Origin of the sequence: Ruegeria profundi (genome assembly GCF_001507545.1) — a bacterium.
Taxonomy (GTDB): domain Bacteria; phylum Pseudomonadota; class Alphaproteobacteria; order Rhodobacterales; family Rhodobacteraceae; genus Ruegeria; species Ruegeria profundi.
In genome coordinates, this window is the sequence record NZ_LQBP01000008.1 from 210153 (window position 1) to 226096 (window position 15944).

At 55.2% G+C, this 15944-nt stretch carries 17 protein-coding genes; 13 read left to right on the top strand and 4 right to left on the bottom strand.

Annotation, left to right across the window (positions count from 1 at the left end; translation table 11 throughout):
• Nucleotides 1-5 precede the first annotated feature (5 nt).
• The 13 genes from AVO44_RS15955 (at nt 6) to AVO44_RS16015 (ending at nt 12170) form a co-directional block, all read left to right on the top strand.
• On the top strand, nt 6-584 hold the full coding sequence (locus AVO44_RS15955; RefSeq protein ID WP_068338851.1) for a thioredoxin family protein: 579 nt from the start codon (nt 6-8) through the stop codon (nt 582-584).
• Between the two features lie 131 nt (nt 585-715).
• Nucleotides 716-1192, top strand: coding sequence for a sulfur oxidation c-type cytochrome SoxX (soxX, locus tag AVO44_RS15960; protein ID WP_068338979.1), 477 nt, complete (start codon nt 716-718; stop codon nt 1190-1192).
• Nucleotides 1193-1238: 46 nt separating this feature from the next.
• The gene (soxY, locus tag AVO44_RS15965; protein ID WP_068338854.1) at nt 1239-1655 is read left to right on the top strand and encodes a thiosulfate oxidation carrier protein SoxY; all 417 of its coding nucleotides are present in this window, start codon (nt 1239-1241) and stop codon (nt 1653-1655) included.
• A 34-nt stretch (nt 1656-1689) separates the two neighbouring features.
• Nucleotides 1690-2019, top strand: a complete 330-nt coding sequence (gene soxZ, locus AVO44_RS15970; RefSeq protein WP_068338857.1) for a thiosulfate oxidation carrier complex protein SoxZ — start codon at nt 1690-1692, stop codon at nt 2017-2019.
• Between the two features lie 70 nt (nt 2020-2089).
• Nucleotides 2090-2935: a sulfur oxidation c-type cytochrome SoxA gene (gene soxA / locus AVO44_RS15975; RefSeq protein WP_068338860.1), complete on the top strand. Its 846-nt coding sequence runs from the start codon at nt 2090-2092 to the stop codon at nt 2933-2935.
• A gap of 87 nt (nt 2936-3022) precedes the next feature.
• The gene (gene soxB, locus AVO44_RS15980) at nt 3023-4720 is read left to right on the top strand and encodes a thiosulfohydrolase SoxB (protein WP_068338863.1); all 1698 of its coding nucleotides are present in this window, start codon (nt 3023-3025) and stop codon (nt 4718-4720) included.
• Nucleotides 4721-4744: 24 nt separating this feature from the next.
• The gene (gene soxC / locus AVO44_RS15985) at nt 4745-6007 is read left to right on the top strand and encodes a sulfite dehydrogenase (RefSeq protein ID WP_068338866.1); all 1263 of its coding nucleotides are present in this window, start codon (nt 4745-4747) and stop codon (nt 6005-6007) included.
• Nucleotides 5991-7316 (top strand): c-type cytochrome, encoded by a 1326-nt coding sequence (locus AVO44_RS15990; protein WP_068338868.1) that lies wholly within the window; start codon nt 5991-5993, stop codon nt 7314-7316. The genes soxC and AVO44_RS15990 overlap by 17 nt, the downstream gene beginning before the upstream one ends.
• A gap of 2 nt (nt 7317-7318) precedes the next feature.
• Nucleotides 7319-8026 carry a c-type cytochrome gene (locus AVO44_RS15995; RefSeq protein WP_068338871.1) on the top strand — a complete coding sequence of 236 codons (708 nt, stop codon included), beginning with the start codon at nt 7319-7321 and terminating at the stop codon, nt 8024-8026.
• A gap of 24 nt (nt 8027-8050) precedes the next feature.
• Nucleotides 8051-9313 carry an NAD(P)/FAD-dependent oxidoreductase gene (locus tag AVO44_RS16000; RefSeq protein ID WP_068338873.1) on the top strand — a complete coding sequence of 421 codons (1263 nt, stop codon included), beginning with the start codon at nt 8051-8053 and terminating at the stop codon, nt 9311-9313.
• A gap of 80 nt (nt 9314-9393) precedes the next feature.
• Nucleotides 9394-9828 carry a DUF302 domain-containing protein gene (locus tag AVO44_RS16005; RefSeq protein WP_068338876.1) on the top strand — a complete coding sequence of 145 codons (435 nt, stop codon included), beginning with the start codon at nt 9394-9396 and terminating at the stop codon, nt 9826-9828.
• A 1-nt stretch (nt 9829) separates the two neighbouring features.
• Nucleotides 9830-11053: a 5-aminolevulinate synthase gene (hemA, locus tag AVO44_RS16010; RefSeq protein WP_068338879.1), complete on the top strand. Its 1224-nt coding sequence runs from the start codon at nt 9830-9832 to the stop codon at nt 11051-11053.
• 58 nt (nt 11054-11111) lie between these two features.
• Complete coding sequence (locus tag AVO44_RS16015) at nt 11112-12170, top strand: YeeE/YedE family protein (RefSeq protein ID WP_068338883.1); 1059 nt, start codon at nt 11112-11114, stop codon at nt 12168-12170.
• Between the two features lies 1 nt (nt 12171).
• On the opposite strand, the gene AVO44_RS16020 is transcribed toward AVO44_RS16015, so the two are convergent.
• The 4 genes from AVO44_RS16020 to AVO44_RS16040 all read right to left on the bottom strand — a co-directional run bounded on the left by AVO44_RS16020 (nt 12172) and on the right by AVO44_RS16040 (nt 15896).
• Nucleotides 12172-13116 carry an MBL fold metallo-hydrolase gene (locus tag AVO44_RS16020; protein ID WP_420865722.1) on the bottom strand — a complete coding sequence of 315 codons (945 nt, stop codon included), beginning with the start codon at nt 13114-13116 and terminating at the stop codon, nt 12172-12174.
• The gene (locus AVO44_RS16025; protein WP_082677523.1) at nt 13116-14039 is read right to left on the bottom strand and encodes an MBL fold metallo-hydrolase; all 924 of its coding nucleotides are present in this window, start codon (nt 14037-14039) and stop codon (nt 13116-13118) included. Before AVO44_RS16025 ends, AVO44_RS16020 begins: the two co-directional genes overlap by 1 nt.
• 646 nt (nt 14040-14685) lie before the next feature.
• Nucleotides 14686-15108: a hypothetical protein gene (locus tag AVO44_RS16035; RefSeq protein ID WP_169794866.1), complete on the bottom strand. Its 423-nt coding sequence runs from the start codon at nt 15106-15108 to the stop codon at nt 14686-14688.
• Between the two features lie 191 nt (nt 15109-15299).
• Nucleotides 15300-15896 carry a HupE/UreJ family protein gene (locus AVO44_RS16040; RefSeq protein ID WP_233422000.1) on the bottom strand — a complete coding sequence of 199 codons (597 nt, stop codon included), beginning with the start codon at nt 15894-15896 and terminating at the stop codon, nt 15300-15302.
• Between the last annotated feature and the right edge of the window lie 48 nt (nt 15897-15944).

The following is a 15944-nucleotide window of genomic DNA, read 5'->3' on the forward strand; positions in this document are numbered from 1 at the left end:
AAGATATGAAACGAGCTTTGTCAATTTTGATCGCATGCCTGATGGGCGGGGCAGTCTTGGCTGCTGAACTGGGTGACGATGGATTGCATAAAACGCCTTGGATGCGTGACACGTTCAAAGACCTCCGCGAGGATCTTGAAGAGGCCAATAGTGAAAACAAGCGGTTGGTTTTGTTCATCGAACAACAGGGCTGTATCTACTGCAAAAAGATGCATGAAGAGGTGTTCCCTCAGCCCGACCTGGCGGCGTTTATCGAAGAGAATTTCTTTGTCGTCCAATTGGATTTGCATGGCAGCACGACAGCCACCGACTTTGACGGGCAAGAGGATGAGCAAAGAGCATTGATGCGCAAGTGGGGGATTCTGTTTACCCCAACGCTTGTATTTCTACCGCAAGAGGTTCCCGAGGCTGCCACAGCCATTGATGCTGCGGTTGCTGTAATGCCGGGCGCGTTCTCCAAGGGAACAACCCTGGACCTTTTCACCTGGGTCGAAGAGAAAAGATATGAGCTTGATAATGGTGAAGATTTCCAGCGCTATCATGCTCGACGCATTCAGGAGCGAAACGATGTTTCGAGCGATTGAATGCTGTCATTACAAATAAAAAAATTCACTATAATGAATTTAATGTTGCGATAAGCCGTGCTCGTCGACTACGGTACACAAAGGCATTGGGTCGCAAGGCGCCAACGGCGAGTTAGCAAATGGGAGGGATCATGAAGCTGAGACTCTTAACTTTGGTCTGCGCAATGACAGGCTTTGCCGCATCTGCGGCAGATACAGACCCGAAAGACGTAACCTACGATGAATATGGTGCTGTCGAAGTCTCTCTGACCGGCGTTGGCGGTGATGCCGCAAATGGTGCGCTCATCGTTGGCGACAAGTCGAAAGGCAATTGCGTGGCGTGCCACGCGGTCACGGCTTTGGCGGACATTCCGTTCCATGGCGAAGTTGGTCCAATGCTGGATGGGGCCGGTGATCGTTGGACCGAAGCAGAGCTTCGCGGATTGATCGCGAACGCAAAGATGACGTTCGAAGGTACGGTGATGCCGGCGTTCTACAAGGATGACGGCTATATCCGCCCGGGCGACGCCTATACCGGCAAAGCACCGAGCGCGCCTTTGGCGTCAATCCTGACCGCACAGGAAATCGAGGACGTGGTCGCGTTTCTTGCGACCCTGAAAGAGGAGTAGTCACGCCTTCCGGTGTGAACTTACGAGGATTTAAAGGAGATTGAATATGGAACTCTCTCGCCGCGAGACTCTGGCCCTTGGGCTGGGCGCCGCGTTCCTGACAATTATGCCGCTACGCGCAAATGCAGCCGCTGAAGATGCGATCGCCGCGTTTACCGGCGGGGCAGATGTGGCCGACGGCGGTGTTACACTGACGGCGCCGGAAATCGCTGAAAACGGGAACACCGTACCTATCGAAGTCAGCGCGCCGGGTGCTGCTTCGATTCTTATCGTGGCCGCGGGCAACCCCGAACCGGGCGTTGCAACGTTCAACTTCGGCCCGCTGGCCGCTGCGCAAGCCGCTTCAACCCGCATCCGTCTTGCCGGAACGCAAGATGTTATTGCAGTGGCCAAGATGGCAGATGGCAGCTTTGCCAAGGCATCCGCGACCGTAAAAGTAACAATCGGCGGCTGCGGCGGTTGATCGCCAAGCGCCCCGAAATACAGGAGATTGACCAATGGCATCCGGTGTAAAACCCCGCGTCAAGGTTCCAAAGACAGCTGCTGCTGGTGAAGCCATCACGATCAAGACACTGATCAGCCATAAGATGGAAAGCGGCCAGCGCAAGGATAAAGAAGGCAACGTCATTCCGCGTTCGATCATCAACCGTTTCACCTGCGAGTTTAACGGCGAAATGGTGATTGACGTGACTATGGAACCGGCGATTTCGACCAATCCGTACTTCCAGTTTGAAGCGACCGTACCCGAAGCCGGTGAGTTCGTCTTTACCTGGTACGATGATGACGGCTCTGTCTACGACGAAAAGAAAACGATCGAGATCGCCTGACGGCTCGACGACTAAGGAAGATCAGCGCTGGTTGTGAATTCTTGCGCTGGTCCACCAAGGGAGGAATGCGATGAATACCAAGGCACTTACGGCGATCACGGCAATTCTGGTTTTCCCAGTTGCAGTAATGGCCGGACCGGACGAAGAGAATCTTGTGATCAACGGTGAGCTGGATATGACCTCGGTCACTAAAGCTCCGGCGCATCTCGAGAATTTGGACACGATCTATTCAGGTTGGCATTTCCGCACTGATGAAACGCAAGCACTGCAAATCGATGATTTTGACAATCCAGCAATGATCTTCGTCGATCAGGCAGTCGACCTCTTTGCGACGGTCGATGGTGCCGCTGGTGAAAGCTGTGCTTCGTGCCACGATGGGGTGGAAAGCTTCAAAGGATTGCAGGCATCCATGCCCAAGGTCGACGCCGAAAGCGGCAAGCTGGTTGTAATGGAAGATCTGATTAACAGGTGCCGCACGGACCGTATGGAGGCTGATGCCTGGAAATGGTCCGGTGGAGAAATGCAGGGTATGGTCGCATTGATCGGTCTGCAGTCACGCGGGATGCCAATGAACGTCGCCATTGATGGCGATGCCGCCCCATATTGGGAGCAGGGCAAGGAAATGTATTATACCCGCTACGGTCAGTTGGAGCTGAGCTGTGCCAATTGTCATGAAGACAACTGGGGCAATATGATCCGCGCTGATCACCTAAGCCAAGGTATGATCAATGGATTCCCGACTTATCGCCTGAAACAGGCCAAGTTGATTTCGCGCCACAATCGTTTTCGCGGCTGTATTCGCGACACGCGGGCAGAGACTTTTGCGGAAGGATCAGACGAGTTCCGTGCTTTGGAGCTCTATGTGGCTTCGCGTGGTAATGGGCTTTCCGTGGAAACCCCAGCTGTACGTCAATAACGAATGACCCGCGTAGGTGATGTCCGGCGCGGGTTTTTCGTGCACTTAACATTCACACATTTATATGAGTAACAGGAAAGCCAATAGATGATTTCGCGACGTGACTTCTTGCAGGTTTCGATGGCCGCTTCGGCACTGTACGGGGCGTCTGGGTTCGGGAACTGGGCCAGACTTGCTGCACAGCAAAGCCTGTCGCAGGATCAACTGCTGGAGTTCGAGACCTTCGGCAATATCAGCCTGATCCATGTCACAGATATTCACGCGCAACTCAAACCGATTTACTTCCGTGAACCCGAGATAAATCTGGGTATCGGCGATGCACGGGGGCAGATGCCGCATGTTACAGGGGCCGCATTCCGCAAGGCTTACGGGATCGAAGATGGAAGCCCGTCGGCCTACGCGCTGACCTACAATGATTTCGCAGCGTTGGCGAAGACCTATGGCCGGGTCGGCGGCTTGGACCGCGTGTCTACCGTGATCAACGCCATCCGCGCGGACCGCCCAGACGCTTTGCTGCTGGACGGCGGAGATACCTGGCACGGCTCCTACACCTGCTATCAGACGGCTGGTCAGGACATGGTCAACGTCATGAATGCGCTGAAACCTGATGCGATGACATTCCATTGGGAATTCACGTTGGGCAGCGACCGCGTCAACGAAATCGTCGAAGGGCTGCCCTTTGCCGCTTTGGGTCAGAACATCTTTGATGCCGAATGGGATGAGCCCGCCGAGCTGTTCAAGCCCTACAAGTTCTTCGACCGGGGTGGTGCCAAGGTCGCCGTGATAGGGCAGGCGTTCCCCTACATGCCCATCGCGAACCCAGGCTGGATGTTCCCCGAATACTCATTCGGTATCCGGGATGAAAACATGCAGGCAATGGTGGACGAGGTTCGTGATGCCGGTGCGGACGTCGTTGTCGTCCTAAGTCATAACGGCTTTGACGTGGACAAGAAGATGGCAGGCCGGGTTCAGGGGATAGACGTGATCCTCAGCGGTCACACCCATGACGCGCTGCCCGAGCCGGTTCTGGTGGGTAAGACGCATATCATCGCCTCTGGCTCAAACGGCAAATTCGTGAGCCGCGTGGATCTGGACGTGCGGGATGGGCAGATGATGGGGCTGAAGCACAAGCTGATCCCGATCTTTTCGGACGTCATTGCGCCCGATCCAGCGATCACTGCCCTGATCGACGAACAGCGGGCGCCATATGAAACCACGCTGCGCGAGGTGATCGGCAAAACAGACTCGTTGCTCTACCGCCGTGGCAATTTCAATGGCACTTGGGATGACCTGATTTGCGACGCGCTGCTCAGCGAGCGTGAAGCGGATATCGCGATGTCGCCCGGCGTCCGTTGGGGGCCGTCAATCCTGCCGGGGCAGGAGATTACGCGAGAGGACATATGGAACGTGACCTCAATGACTTATCCGAATGCGTATCGTACGGAAATGACGGGGGAATTCATCCATGTGATCCTTGAGGATGTGGGTGACAACCTGTTCAATCCTGATCCCTACTACCAGCAGGGCGGCGACATGGTTCGTGTCGGTGGGCTTGGCTACCGCATCGATGTGACCAAGCCACAAGGGCAACGGATCAGCGAAATGACCCTGCTCAAAACTGGTGAGCCGATTGACCCGTCGAAAACCTACGTCGTTGCTGGTTGGGCAAGCGTCAACGAAGGCACCGAGGGTCCGCCGGTCTGGGATGTCGTCGAAAACCACATTCGCAATCTAGGCACCGTAACGGTGCAAGAGAACACCAGCGTCGATGTTGTCGGCGCTTAAAAAACAGATGGAGACCTAAGAGATATGGATGACGCGTTCAAACCGTCCCGCCGGGCCTTCCTGAAAGGCAGTGCTGCGGTTGCGGCAGGGTCAGTCGCCGGTGCAGCCGCCGCGGACACGCCCGACCCCTTGATAACAGAGCTTCAGGATTGGGCGTCTTACACGGGTGCCGGCGTCGATGAGACACCATATGGCATGCCGATCAGCTTCGAATCCCATGTCGTTCGGCGCAATGTGGAATGGCTGACCGCCTCTCCGATTTCATCGATCAACTTCACGCCAATCCACGCGCTTGATGGTACGATCACTCCGCAAGGATGCGCTTTTGAGCGCCATCACTCGGGCGCGATTGAGCTGCGCAAAGAAGACTATCGCCTGATGATCAACGGGCTGGTCGATCGTCCGCTTGTCTTTACTTACGACGATATCGAGCGGTTCCCGCGCGAAAACCACGTGTATTTCTGCGAATGCGCGGCGAACACGGGTATGGAATGGGCCGGTGCACAGCTCAATGGGGTCCAGTTCACCCATGGCATGATACACAACATGGAATACACCGGTGTTCCGCTGCGGACGCTGTTGCAGGAAGCGGGGGCCGATATCTCACCCGACAAATGGGTCTATGTTGAGGGCGCAGATGCGTCATCCAATGGCCGCTCCATCCCGATGGAAAAAGCACTGGATGACGTGCTGGTGGCCTTCAAGGCAAATGGCGAAGCGCTGCGTATGGAGCATGGGTACCCCGTTCGCCTGGTTGTTCCGGGCTGGGAAGGCAACATGTGGGTCAAGTGGCTGCGCCGCATTGAGGTCGTTGATATGGCGGTCGAAAGCCGCGAAGAAACATCAAAATACACTGATGTCTACGCCGATGGCACAGCCCAGAAATGGACGTGGGTGATGGATGCAAAATCCGTCATTACATCACCTAGCCCCCAAATGCCGATCAAGCACGGACCGGGACCCTTGGTCATTTCCGGGCTTGCCTGGTCAGGCCACGGGCAAATTACGCGGGTCGATGTGTCCAAGGACGGTGGCATCACCTGGGAGACTGCGCGTCTTGGCAAGCAGGGCGACAGCAAGGCTTTGACGCGTTTCTATCTCGATACGAACTGGGACGGGGCGCCAATGCTCTTGCAGGCCCGCGCGATCGACGAGACCGGCTACGTGCAGCCTACCAAAGACCAGCTGCGCGAAAAGCGCGGAGAGAACTCGGTCTATCACAACAACTGTATCCAGACTTGGTACGTGAGCGCAGAAGGGATCGCTGAAAATGTCGAAGTCTCTTAGTCATGTTTTCCTGCCCGTATTTGGCGGCACAGCGTTCGTGCTTGCGGCAGCGGTGGCTTTCGCGAACCGGAACTACGGCCAGTCGCAGATAGAAACCTTGGAAACCCGGATTGAGCAGGTTGAGGCAAACGCAGCAGCAGCCCGTGAAAATGCGCAAGCAGAAGCCAACCGAGCAGCCGAGTTGGAGCTCAAAGTCGAAGAGATTCAGGCGGCGGCGGCAGAACGGGTTGCAAGTGGTGCGAATCTGACCGCGCCCGCGCCCAGCCACGACGGCATTTATGGGCTTGGGCGGCCTGCACTGGAGGAAGAGGTCGCGGCCTGGGACGTGGATGTCTTGCCTGACGGGCGCGGCTTGCCGGCTGGGTCCGGCGACGTCTGGACCGGAGAAGAAGTTTTTGCCGACCGCTGCGCGTCATGCCACGGCGAATTTGCCGAGGGTGTAGACAACTGGCCTGTTCTGGCTGGTGGTTTCGATACGCTGGCCGACGAAGACCCTGTTAAAACCGTTGGGTCTTATTGGCCGCATTTGTCGACCGCTTGGGACTACATTTCGCGTTCAATGCCGTTTGGTGAAGCGGGCACGCTAACCGCAGATGAGACCTATGCAATTGTCGCCTACATCCTTTATTCCAACGATCTGGTGGATGATGATTTCGAACTGAACAACGAAAATTTCGCAGATTTCGAAATGTATAATATGGACGGCTTTGTCGTCGATGTTCGACCCGAGACCGAATACACCGAATGGCGCAAAGAACCTTGCATGGAAAACTGCAAGGCAGAGGCCACCGTCACGATGCGCTCTGTTTTTTTGGTCGAGACGCCGCCAGAGGGTGGTTCGAACTCAGTCATGAATGACGCCAATCCGGATGAGCTGCCGGTTTTTACGGCGGACGGACCGTCATTCATCCCAACCGCAGCACCAAAGCCGGAGGAAGAGGCCGCAGCAACACCAGCCGTTCAGGAAGCCGCAGAAGTTGACGAAACCGCAGAACTGGTTTCTGCCGGAGAGAAAGTTTTTAAAAAGTGTAAAGCCTGCCATCAGGTCGGTGAAGGTGCCAAGCACAGCACGGGGCCGACATTGAACGGAGTTATCGGGGCGAATGCAGGGTCCGTCGAAGGGTTCAAATACTCGAACGCCATGAAAGACGCTGCCGAGGCAGGTCTTATTTGGACCGCTGAAGAAATGGCGGCCTTCCTGGCAAAACCCAAGGAATATATGAAGGGCACGCGCATGTCTTTTGCGGGGCTTAAGAAACCAGACGATATTGAGGCGGTGATCGTCTACCTTAAGTCGTTCGGAAACTGATCATGCGATGGTCGAACATAGTTTTAAGCGCAGCGGCAGTGGCAATTACTGCCTCATCGACCTATGCAACCGAAGACCTAGGCGATGCTGAGGCCGGAAAAGTGGTGTTCGCCAAATGCAAAGGCTGTCATCAGGTCGGTGAAGGGGCCGAGAACAAGATTGGCCCGCATCTGAACGGTGTCTTTGGGCGCAAGGCTGCGGGGCTAGATGGTTTCAACTATTCCAAGAGCCTTGTGCGCGCGGGAAACTCGGGCCTGGAATGGCACGCTGATACTCTGTCCGCCTATATCGAAAACCCACGTGCATTTGCATCAGGCACGAGGATGAGTTTTCGCGGCCTGAAAGACCCGAAAGACCGCGCCAATGTGATCGCCTATTTGCGGGGATTTTCCGACAATCCTCAGGACATACCCGAAGCGGATCCAACGGCGAGGGGCACAGATCACTCGGTCGACCCTGCGATCCTGGCGATTCAGGGGGATCCTGAGTACGGCGCATATCTCAGCAGCGAATGTACAACATGCCACCAGATCGAAGGAGGCGATGAGGGCATCCCTTCAATCGTGTATTGGCCTGACGAGGACTTCGTGGTCGCCATGCACGCTTACAAAGACAAGCAGCGGCCACATCCGGTCATGCAAATGATCGCCGGACGGCTGAGCAATGACGAGATCGCGGCATTGGCCGCCTACTTCAATAACCCAGAGTGACAGTGCCGAATGGGAGGAAACACCATGACACTCAATAGACGAGTATTTCTTGGAGCCGCCGGGGTGGTGGCAGCAGGGCTTTCTGCTCCGATGGTGCTGGCTCAAGGCAAGCCCCGTGTAGTGGTTGTCGGCGGCGGTGCGGGCGGTGCGACTGCCGCGCGGTACATTGCCAAGGACAGCAAGGGTGAGATCGACGTGACGCTGATCGAGCCGTCGCGGACCTATTACACCTGTTTCTTCTCAAATCTTTACCTAGGTGGGTTTCAGGATCTTTCGGATATCGCCCACAGCTATGGCACGCTTGCTGCGAATTACGGCATCAACGTGGTGCATGATTGGGCCACAGGGGTGGATCGGGATGCAAAGACCGTGGCGTTGGCCGGTGGCGGGTCGGTTCCGTATGACAAGCTGATCCTGAGCCCGGGTATCGATTTCGTTGACGGTGCCGTTGAAGGTTGGGATGTCTCAGCGCAGAACAAGATGCCACATGCGTACAAGGCGGGGTCGCAGACCGAACTTCTCAAAGCGCAGATTATGGCGATGCCCGAAGGTGGCACCTTTGCGATGGTCGCTCCGCCGAACCCTTTCCGTTGCCCGCCCGGACCGTATGAGCGGATTTCGATGGTGGCGCATGTCCTGAGGGAAAATAACCCGACAGCAAAGATCATCGTGGCGGATCCAAAGCCGAAATTCTCGAAAATGTCGTTGTTCCAGGAAGGCTGGGCAAACCATTACGAAGGTATGGTCGACTGGATCGGAGAAGACTTTGGTGGTGGCATTGTATCAGTGAATCCGGATGCAATGACAGTCACAATCGATGGTGAAGAGACCAAGGTCGATGTCTGCAACGTGATCCCGGCGATGAAAGCCGGACGCATTGCGGAAATGGCAGGGGTGACAGATGGCAACTGGGCACCTGTGAACGCTGCGGATATGTCGTCGAAGGCTGATCCGGACATCTATGTTCTTGGCGACGCAAGCCAGCAGGGTGACATGCCGAAATCCGGTTTTTCGGCCAACAGTCAGGCGAAAGTCTGCGCAAATGCCGTTCGCGGTGCGCTGACCGGGTCCAAAGTGTTCCCGGCCAAATTTTCGAACACCTGCTGGTCGCTTATCGACACGGATGATGGTGTAAAGGTTGGCGCAACCTACGAGGCGACGCCTGAAAAGATCGCCAAGGTTGACGGCTTTATCAGCCAGACCGGCGAAGATGCCGACCTGAGAAAAGCAACATACGAAGAGTCGGTGGGTTGGTACGCCGGTATCACCTCGGACATGTTCGGCTGACGCATTCGGGGGCTTTGACCGGTGTCAAAGACCCCGATGAACAATCTGAGAAAATGCGGTTCAGGAGGAGGACTAAAACCATGAAACACTTTATCGCTGCGGCCGCGTTTTCCGCTGTTCTCGCAAGTCAGGCACTTGCGGAAGAGATCATCACCACCCCGTTTGATGGTAGTTTCGATGATGCCACGTTCGCCGTCGAGTCCGCGATTGTGGGGCAAGGGCTTGTCATCGATTATGTGAGCCATGTTGGTGAAATGCTGAATCGAACAGGCGCTGATGTCGGCAGCGACAAGCAGATATTCGCGGCCGCTGACATCTTTATTTTCTGCTCGGCAAAAATCTCGCGCGAGGTGATGGAGGCCGATCCGATGAATATCGGCTTCTGCCCCTACGGTATTTTTGTGGCCGAAGACGAAAGTGGCGTGATGGTGGGATACCGAAGCTACCCTGACGGGCCAATGCAAAAGGTCCAAGCGTTGCTGTCCGGGATCGTAGAAGAGGCCGTCGGGAACTGAAATGAACTACCAACAGTATTTTCGCGACCAATTGGAGCAGTTGAAAGAAGACGGAAACTACCGGATTTTTGCTGATCTCGAACGACAACGCGGCGCGTTCCCAACTGCGCGGAGCTATGCGGAAAACGGTCCCGAGAAAGTCACTGTCTGGTGCTCGAACGACTATCTCGGTATGGGCCAGCACCCCGATGTTCTTGCAGCCATGCATAAGGCGATTGACAAAAGCGGTGCCGGGGCGGGTGGAACGCGGAATATTTCTGGAACCACCCACGCGCATGTTTTGCTGGAACAGGAACTTGCCGACTTGCACCGCAAGGACGCGGCACTGCTGTTTACGTCGGGCTATGTATCGAATTGGGCGGCTTTGGGAACTCTGGCGTCCCGCATACCGGGCATCACGGTTCTGTCTGACGAGTTGAACCACGCCTCGATGATCGAGGGCATTCGCCACAGTCGTTGTCAAAAACGAATCTGGAAACACAACGACCTGGCAGACCTTGAAAGGCACCTTGCTGACCTGCCTGCCAATGCACCGAAGCTCATTGCGTTCGAAAGCGTCTATTCCATGGATGGCGATATCGCACCCATTGCCGAGATCTGTGATCTGGCAGATCGTTATGGCGCGATGACCTATCTGGATGAGGTACATGCCGTAGGGCTATACGGTCCGCGCGGTGGAGGCATCGCCGAACGCGAAGGTTTGATGGACCGCCTGACGGTTATCGAGGGAACATTGGGCAAAGCATTCGGCGTAGTTGGTGGATACATCGCGGCGTCGAAAGAGCTTGTCGATTTTGTCCGGTCCTTTGCCAGTGGGTTTATCTTTACCACTGCGTTGCCTCCGGCCGTGGCCGCTGGTGCTTCGGCGTCGGTTCGGCACCTGAAGCACAGTAATGCGGAGCGGCATTTACACCAGCAGCGTGTGCGCGAAGTTCGGGACAAGTTGGACGATCTGGGTATTCCCCATACACCAAACCCAAGCCATATTATACCGGTCATGGTTGGCGACCCGGTCAAGTGTCGCTTCATCTCGGATGTTCTGATGCGTGACTATGGGATTTACATCCAGCCCATAAACTATCCGACGGTTCCCAAGGGAACGGAACGTCTCAGGATTACACCGTCACCGGTACATTCTTCTGAGGACGTGGACCGGTTGGTCGCCGCCTTGGGTGAGTTGTGGACGCAATGCCAGTTGGCGCGCAGGCCAATGGCCGCGCAATGACAATGACAACTTGACCGAAGACAAGGACGCGCACGATACGAAGTGAGAATTTCTGTTCATGGAGAGGCTCATTGATCAGTTGGGAGACCCGGGCACCTTGGCATTTGCCGGAGTGCTTGTCGGTGTCTTGTTCGGTGTGACGGCTCAGAAGTCTCACTTTTGTTTGCGTGCATCGACTGTCGAAGTCGCCGAAGGCGAGTTTGGCCCCCGCCTTGCGGTTTGGCTGATCGCCTTCACCGCAGCGTTAACCTTGGTACAGGCGTTTGTCTGGTTTGAGTGGCTGGACCTTTCCGAGACACGCGCCATCGCGTCAACGGGCAGCCTAAGCGGTGCAATAATCGGTGGAGCGATGTTCGGCGTGGGCATGGTGCTGGCGCGTGGATGTGCATCTCGGCTTTTGGTGCTGGCGTCCTGCGGCAATCTGCGTGCCTTGGTGACTGGATTGGTTTTGACCTTGGTGGCTCAGGCTGCCTACACCGGCGTACTTAGTCCCGCCCGTGAGTTTCTTTCCGGTATCTGGACTGTCTCGGGTGGCGCACCGCGAGATCTTTCAAAAATGCTTGGTTTTTCGCCAATAGTTTATACAGCCATTGCAGCATTTGGACTTGTCTCGGCAATTGCGTTTGCGTCCCGCCGGAAAGTTGCGCTTACAAGGATCGTCTCAGCCGCAGGGGTTGGGGTGGCAGTGGCGCTTGGCTGGTTGGTCACATTTGCCATCGCGCAAGCATCTTTTGAAGTCGTGCCTGTGTCTTCAATCACGTTTACGGGTCCGGCCACGGATACACTGATGGCGTTGGTTACCCAGCGAAACGTTGTGCTGTCCTTCGGTATCGGCCTTGTTCCAGGCGTAGCAATTGGCGCCTCAGGGTCAGCCATAACCTCAGGGGAGTGGAGGATTGAACGGTTTGGCCTGGATACCCCGATGGAACGTTATCTGGTTGGCGCTGTTCTCATGGGATTCGGAGCGATGCTGGCAGGAGGTTGCGCCGTGGGGGCCGGGCTTTCCGGAGGGTCCGCCTTGTCGATGACTGCTTGGCTTGCCGTTTTCTTCATGTGGGTTGGGGCGATCACGACGCATAGATTATTGATGCGAATACCTGTTCCTCAACACTCCTGAGTTACTCGAATTCCATTTGTTCGAAGACGCGCCCGGCATTTTTTGTTGCCAGCTCTTCAAACGTATCCAGATGGGCATAGGGTGATTGATCGACATAGTAAGCCTCGGCCAGATCGCCGCCCGCATCCATATGCTCTTGAATCTTGCCGCGCAGATAGATCAGGTAGTCGCGCGTATAGCGGCGTACCTGATCCATATTTGTCGGGTGACCGTGTCCGGGGATGACATATGTGGCATTCAAAGCCTCAAACTCGTTGTCCCAAGTCTCAAGCCAATCCGCTGTATAGGTGTCTTGAAAGATGGGTAGCATGCGCTCGTGAAACGCCATATCACCCGCGATCACAAGGCTTTGGTTCGGCAACCAGATCGAGATATCGCCGGGACTGTGCGCAGGCCCGAGGTATTTTGCCTCGATCCGGAAGTCGCCCAACTCAACCACGTATTCATCGTCGAATGTCTCGGTTGGGGCAGCCAGGAAGGTTCCTTCTGCCTTGTCCTGATTGTATCGCTTCATCCCTTCCAGGATCTGGGGGCCGTACTCTTCGAATTCAGCAGCTCCATCCGAATGGGCGATGATTGGGATGCCGAGATCTGACCAATACGCGTTGCCAAGCATTGCGTGCCCCTGACCATTCTCGTTGAAGACAAGCTTGACCGGCTGATCCGTGATTGCTTGAATTTCCTGGTGAAGCGCTTCGGCAAGGACATAGGCCGCGCCGCCGTTTACAACGACCACACCCTCACCGGTTACGATGAAGCTGAGGTTGTTGTTGTGACCAGAGTTTTCATAGGTCGGCGGAGCGGTTGCGCCGATGGCGGAATAGACGCCGGGGATGTATTCAACTGGTTTGGAATACAGCACACTTTGCGGGTATTGATCTGCTATATCCTCACTTGCCCAAACTGGTGTAGCCAAGGCCAAGGCAATCGTCAGCGACCGCATCATTACGTCTCTCCAATGAATCTGTATGCAGAGCCAGCTTTTTCGACCCGGCCGATTCCTCCATTTGGCAGGTGGAAGCCAATGATTTTCATTTGATCCTGCGACGTCTGATCCAGTAACGAACTCCGCACGGTTGCGGCAGCCTGCGGATCCTGATCCGTGCCGCTGTACCAATCGGGGCGTTCGAAAGCCACGTGCGGATTTCCGATCGCGTCGCCGACAATCATCACAGAGTCACTGCCATTGCGAATTTCAAAGGCCATGTGGCCGGGCGTGTGTCCAAAACTTGCCCGGGCGGCGATGCCAGGAAGAACCTCTTGCCCATCGTCAAAGAACGTGACCTGATCCTCAATGGCTTCCATACGCCGCTTTGCACCAACTGCGAATGCAGCGCGATCTTCCCCGATCGTCTCTACAGTTGAAGGGTTCCACCAATAGTCCCATTCTTTGCGACCGATGTGATGCGTTGCGTTGGGGAACAGCAGGTCGTCGAAATCATCCAAAACACCCCATATGTGATCCGGGTGCGCATGGGTGAAAACCACGTGGGTGACATCCTCGGGCGACAGGTCGATTGTTTCAAGAGTTTCCAAAAGCTTGCCGGATGTGGGCATGAAATCTGGTCCGGCTCCAACATCGAATAGAACCGTGTTCTCATCGTCGCGGTAGAGCGCCACGTTGCACTCTGGCTCGTATTTGGTCATGTCTACTTGATTGCGGTTCAGAAGCTGGTCGAGTTCTTGCTGAGGCATTAACCCGAAGACCATATCCGGTGGTAAGGACAGGTACCCGTCTGACAAGGTCGTAATCCGAGCCGAAGAACCAAGCTGTAAATCCGCCCGGACGATTTTGGATTGTGCTACAAGCGCCGCGCAACATGCGGCGTTGAACAAGAAAGCGCGTCGAGAAAATGTATTTCCATTCATATACAATCAATAAAATGAATGTTTTAATTTGTAAATGAAGAAAGAAAGGCAATGGGTGCAAAGCCGCTTTCGCGAGGATCACAGAGTGTCTCGGCTTAGAGCTGCTATCAGCCTTTGACCAATCCTGTGTCAACGAGCATTTGGTCTCTGAAAACAAATGACGAGTTTGTCGCTCAACTTCGACTTTTGACGAATTGGGGATCGAACGCGCGCAGCGTATGGCTGGATTGAAGGGTTGCGATGCACCATAGAACCGATCAGGTCAAAGGCAGGAGGGGATCGCCCGCGAAGACGGTCCAGCCGTTAAGATTTCGATAGCTTCGGCGATAGCCAGCGCGCGAATGGCAGGCAAGTTTGGTATATCCATGACAGATCCTCGGATCCGGCATGCCCACCCACATCGACAACCCGGCGTTGACAAGGCATCGTATCACGAGATGCTGCACTGCATTCGAGGACGGCCGTAAGCCCTGACTGTAAGTTTTATCCTGTCGCTGCGCGACCTCGCCCACCGCCTTGGCCCGATTCACCAGCCCGCCCTGCATCCTGATCTTTGTCGCATCTCTCGTGCTGTTCCCCTCCACCGCAACAAAAAATGGTAAATCGTCAATCCGTGCGGATGACAAATTCGGGTCTTGGTGGCCGGTTATATGGAACGGGTAATTTCGGAAAGCCCAAGTGCGAGCATCAGTAGCGAGACAGCGCCAATCCATGCGGCCGCCACGCGAAAAGCGGTTCCTACCCAAGGCTGAGGGAAACGCTCTTTGATCAGAAGAAAAATTCCAACAAGGTATAGCATACCCATATTCGCGCCGACCATCGAGCCGGACATTGTGAACAGCCTGTCTCGAGGCGGGCCTTCGTCTGGAACGGATGCATCTCCTATCAGGAAGGCTCCGACACCGATCAATGCCAGGGCTACCGGAAACAGTTTGCCAGGAAAAAGCGCTGCAACCGAACACACGACAAAGGCCAAAGCGAACATGGTCGCGTCGAGTTCTTCAAAACCAAAGGCAAGCATCAAGCCGCCAAGGCTGGCAACCAGAAAGCTTCCAAGTAGCCACTGCACCCTTGCAGTTTTGAACCCACCGGCACCCAATGCAAGTCCAAGCAGTAGAAGTGCCTGCGGCGGTGTAGAAAAGGGATGGAGGAGCCCGACGTAAAACCCTTCCATGCCGGGGACGGGGCTATGTGCTGATGCCGGATTGGCAACGAGCACCAACAAGGGAAGATATAGTAGAGGCCTAAGCTTTTTCATACTCAGGCAACGCCGGTCAGGAACACGATTCCTGCGAATGCAATCAATCCACCGGCACCGCGAACGGCAATTCTGCCAGCAGGCCACCGAACAAGTATTCCAAACGAAATACCGATAAGATGCAGTAAACCGGTTGAAACGACAAAACCAACTGCATAGGCGAAAGCGTTAACGGTTGTGGGAAGTTCGGTGCCATGCGCATAGCCGTGAAACACCGCAAAAGACCCGACAATCACAGCACAAACCCAAATTGGTGGCTTCACGGCAAAAACTATCATTATTCCCAGCACCACAGCGGAAAGAGCGATACCCGTTTCGATAGCCGGAATGGGAATCCCCAATATTCCCGCAACCGCGCCAAAGGCCATTACCAGCGGAAACACAACAGGCAGAATCCAGACTGCAGGCGCTCCTAGAAAGGCACCCCACAGACCAACTGCGACCATTGCCGCCACGTGGTCCCACCCAAGTATAGGATGCGTGAAGCCTGCAACGAAGCCTCCGCCATAACCATCACCAGAGTGAGCGTGAGCTGCAAATGCGGTAAAACAATAGACCAAAGCAGACAAAAAAAGACCAGACGCAATGCGGGCGAGCAAAACCAAAACCCCTCAAAATATCCTAGGCTGATAGTGTCACTTTACTTT

What these genes read in the sequence shown, in the direction of transcription:
- AVO44_RS16005 (WP_068338876.1), top strand. Translation starts at nt 9,394, where the DNA reads ATGAAACACTTTATCGCTGCGGCCGCGTTTTCCGCTGTTCTCGCAAGT.
- AVO44_RS16020 (WP_420865722.1), bottom strand. Translation starts at nt 13,116, where the DNA reads ATGATGCGGTCGCTGACGATTGCCTTGGCCTTGGCTACACCAGTTTGG.
- AVO44_RS15990 (WP_068338868.1), top strand. Translation starts at nt 5,991, where the DNA reads ATGTCGAAGTCTCTTAGTCATGTTTTCCTGCCCGTATTTGGCGGCACA.
- soxC (WP_068338866.1), top strand. Translation starts at nt 4,745, where the DNA reads ATGGATGACGCGTTCAAACCGTCCCGCCGGGCCTTCCTGAAAGGCAGT.
- soxZ (WP_068338857.1), top strand. Translation starts at nt 1,690, where the DNA reads ATGGCATCCGGTGTAAAACCCCGCGTCAAGGTTCCAAAGACAGCTGCT.
- AVO44_RS16000 (WP_068338873.1), top strand. Translation starts at nt 8,051, where the DNA reads ATGACACTCAATAGACGAGTATTTCTTGGAGCCGCCGGGGTGGTGGCA.
- AVO44_RS15995 (WP_068338871.1), top strand. Translation starts at nt 7,319, where the DNA reads ATGCGATGGTCGAACATAGTTTTAAGCGCAGCGGCAGTGGCAATTACT.
- AVO44_RS15955 (WP_068338851.1), top strand. Translation starts at nt 6, where the DNA reads ATGAAACGAGCTTTGTCAATTTTGATCGCATGCCTGATGGGCGGGGCA.
- AVO44_RS16015 (WP_068338883.1), top strand. Translation starts at nt 11,112, where the DNA reads ATGGAGAGGCTCATTGATCAGTTGGGAGACCCGGGCACCTTGGCATTT.
- soxX (WP_068338979.1), top strand. Translation starts at nt 716, where the DNA reads ATGAAGCTGAGACTCTTAACTTTGGTCTGCGCAATGACAGGCTTTGCC.
- soxB (WP_068338863.1), top strand. Translation starts at nt 3,023, where the DNA reads ATGATTTCGCGACGTGACTTCTTGCAGGTTTCGATGGCCGCTTCGGCA.
- AVO44_RS16025 (WP_082677523.1), bottom strand. Translation starts at nt 14,039, where the DNA reads ATGAATGGAAATACATTTTCTCGACGCGCTTTCTTGTTCAACGCCGCA.
- soxA (WP_068338860.1), top strand. Translation starts at nt 2,090, where the DNA reads ATGAATACCAAGGCACTTACGGCGATCACGGCAATTCTGGTTTTCCCA.
- hemA (WP_068338879.1), top strand. Translation starts at nt 9,830, where the DNA reads ATGAACTACCAACAGTATTTTCGCGACCAATTGGAGCAGTTGAAAGAA.
- soxY (WP_068338854.1), top strand. Translation starts at nt 1,239, where the DNA reads ATGGAACTCTCTCGCCGCGAGACTCTGGCCCTTGGGCTGGGCGCCGCG.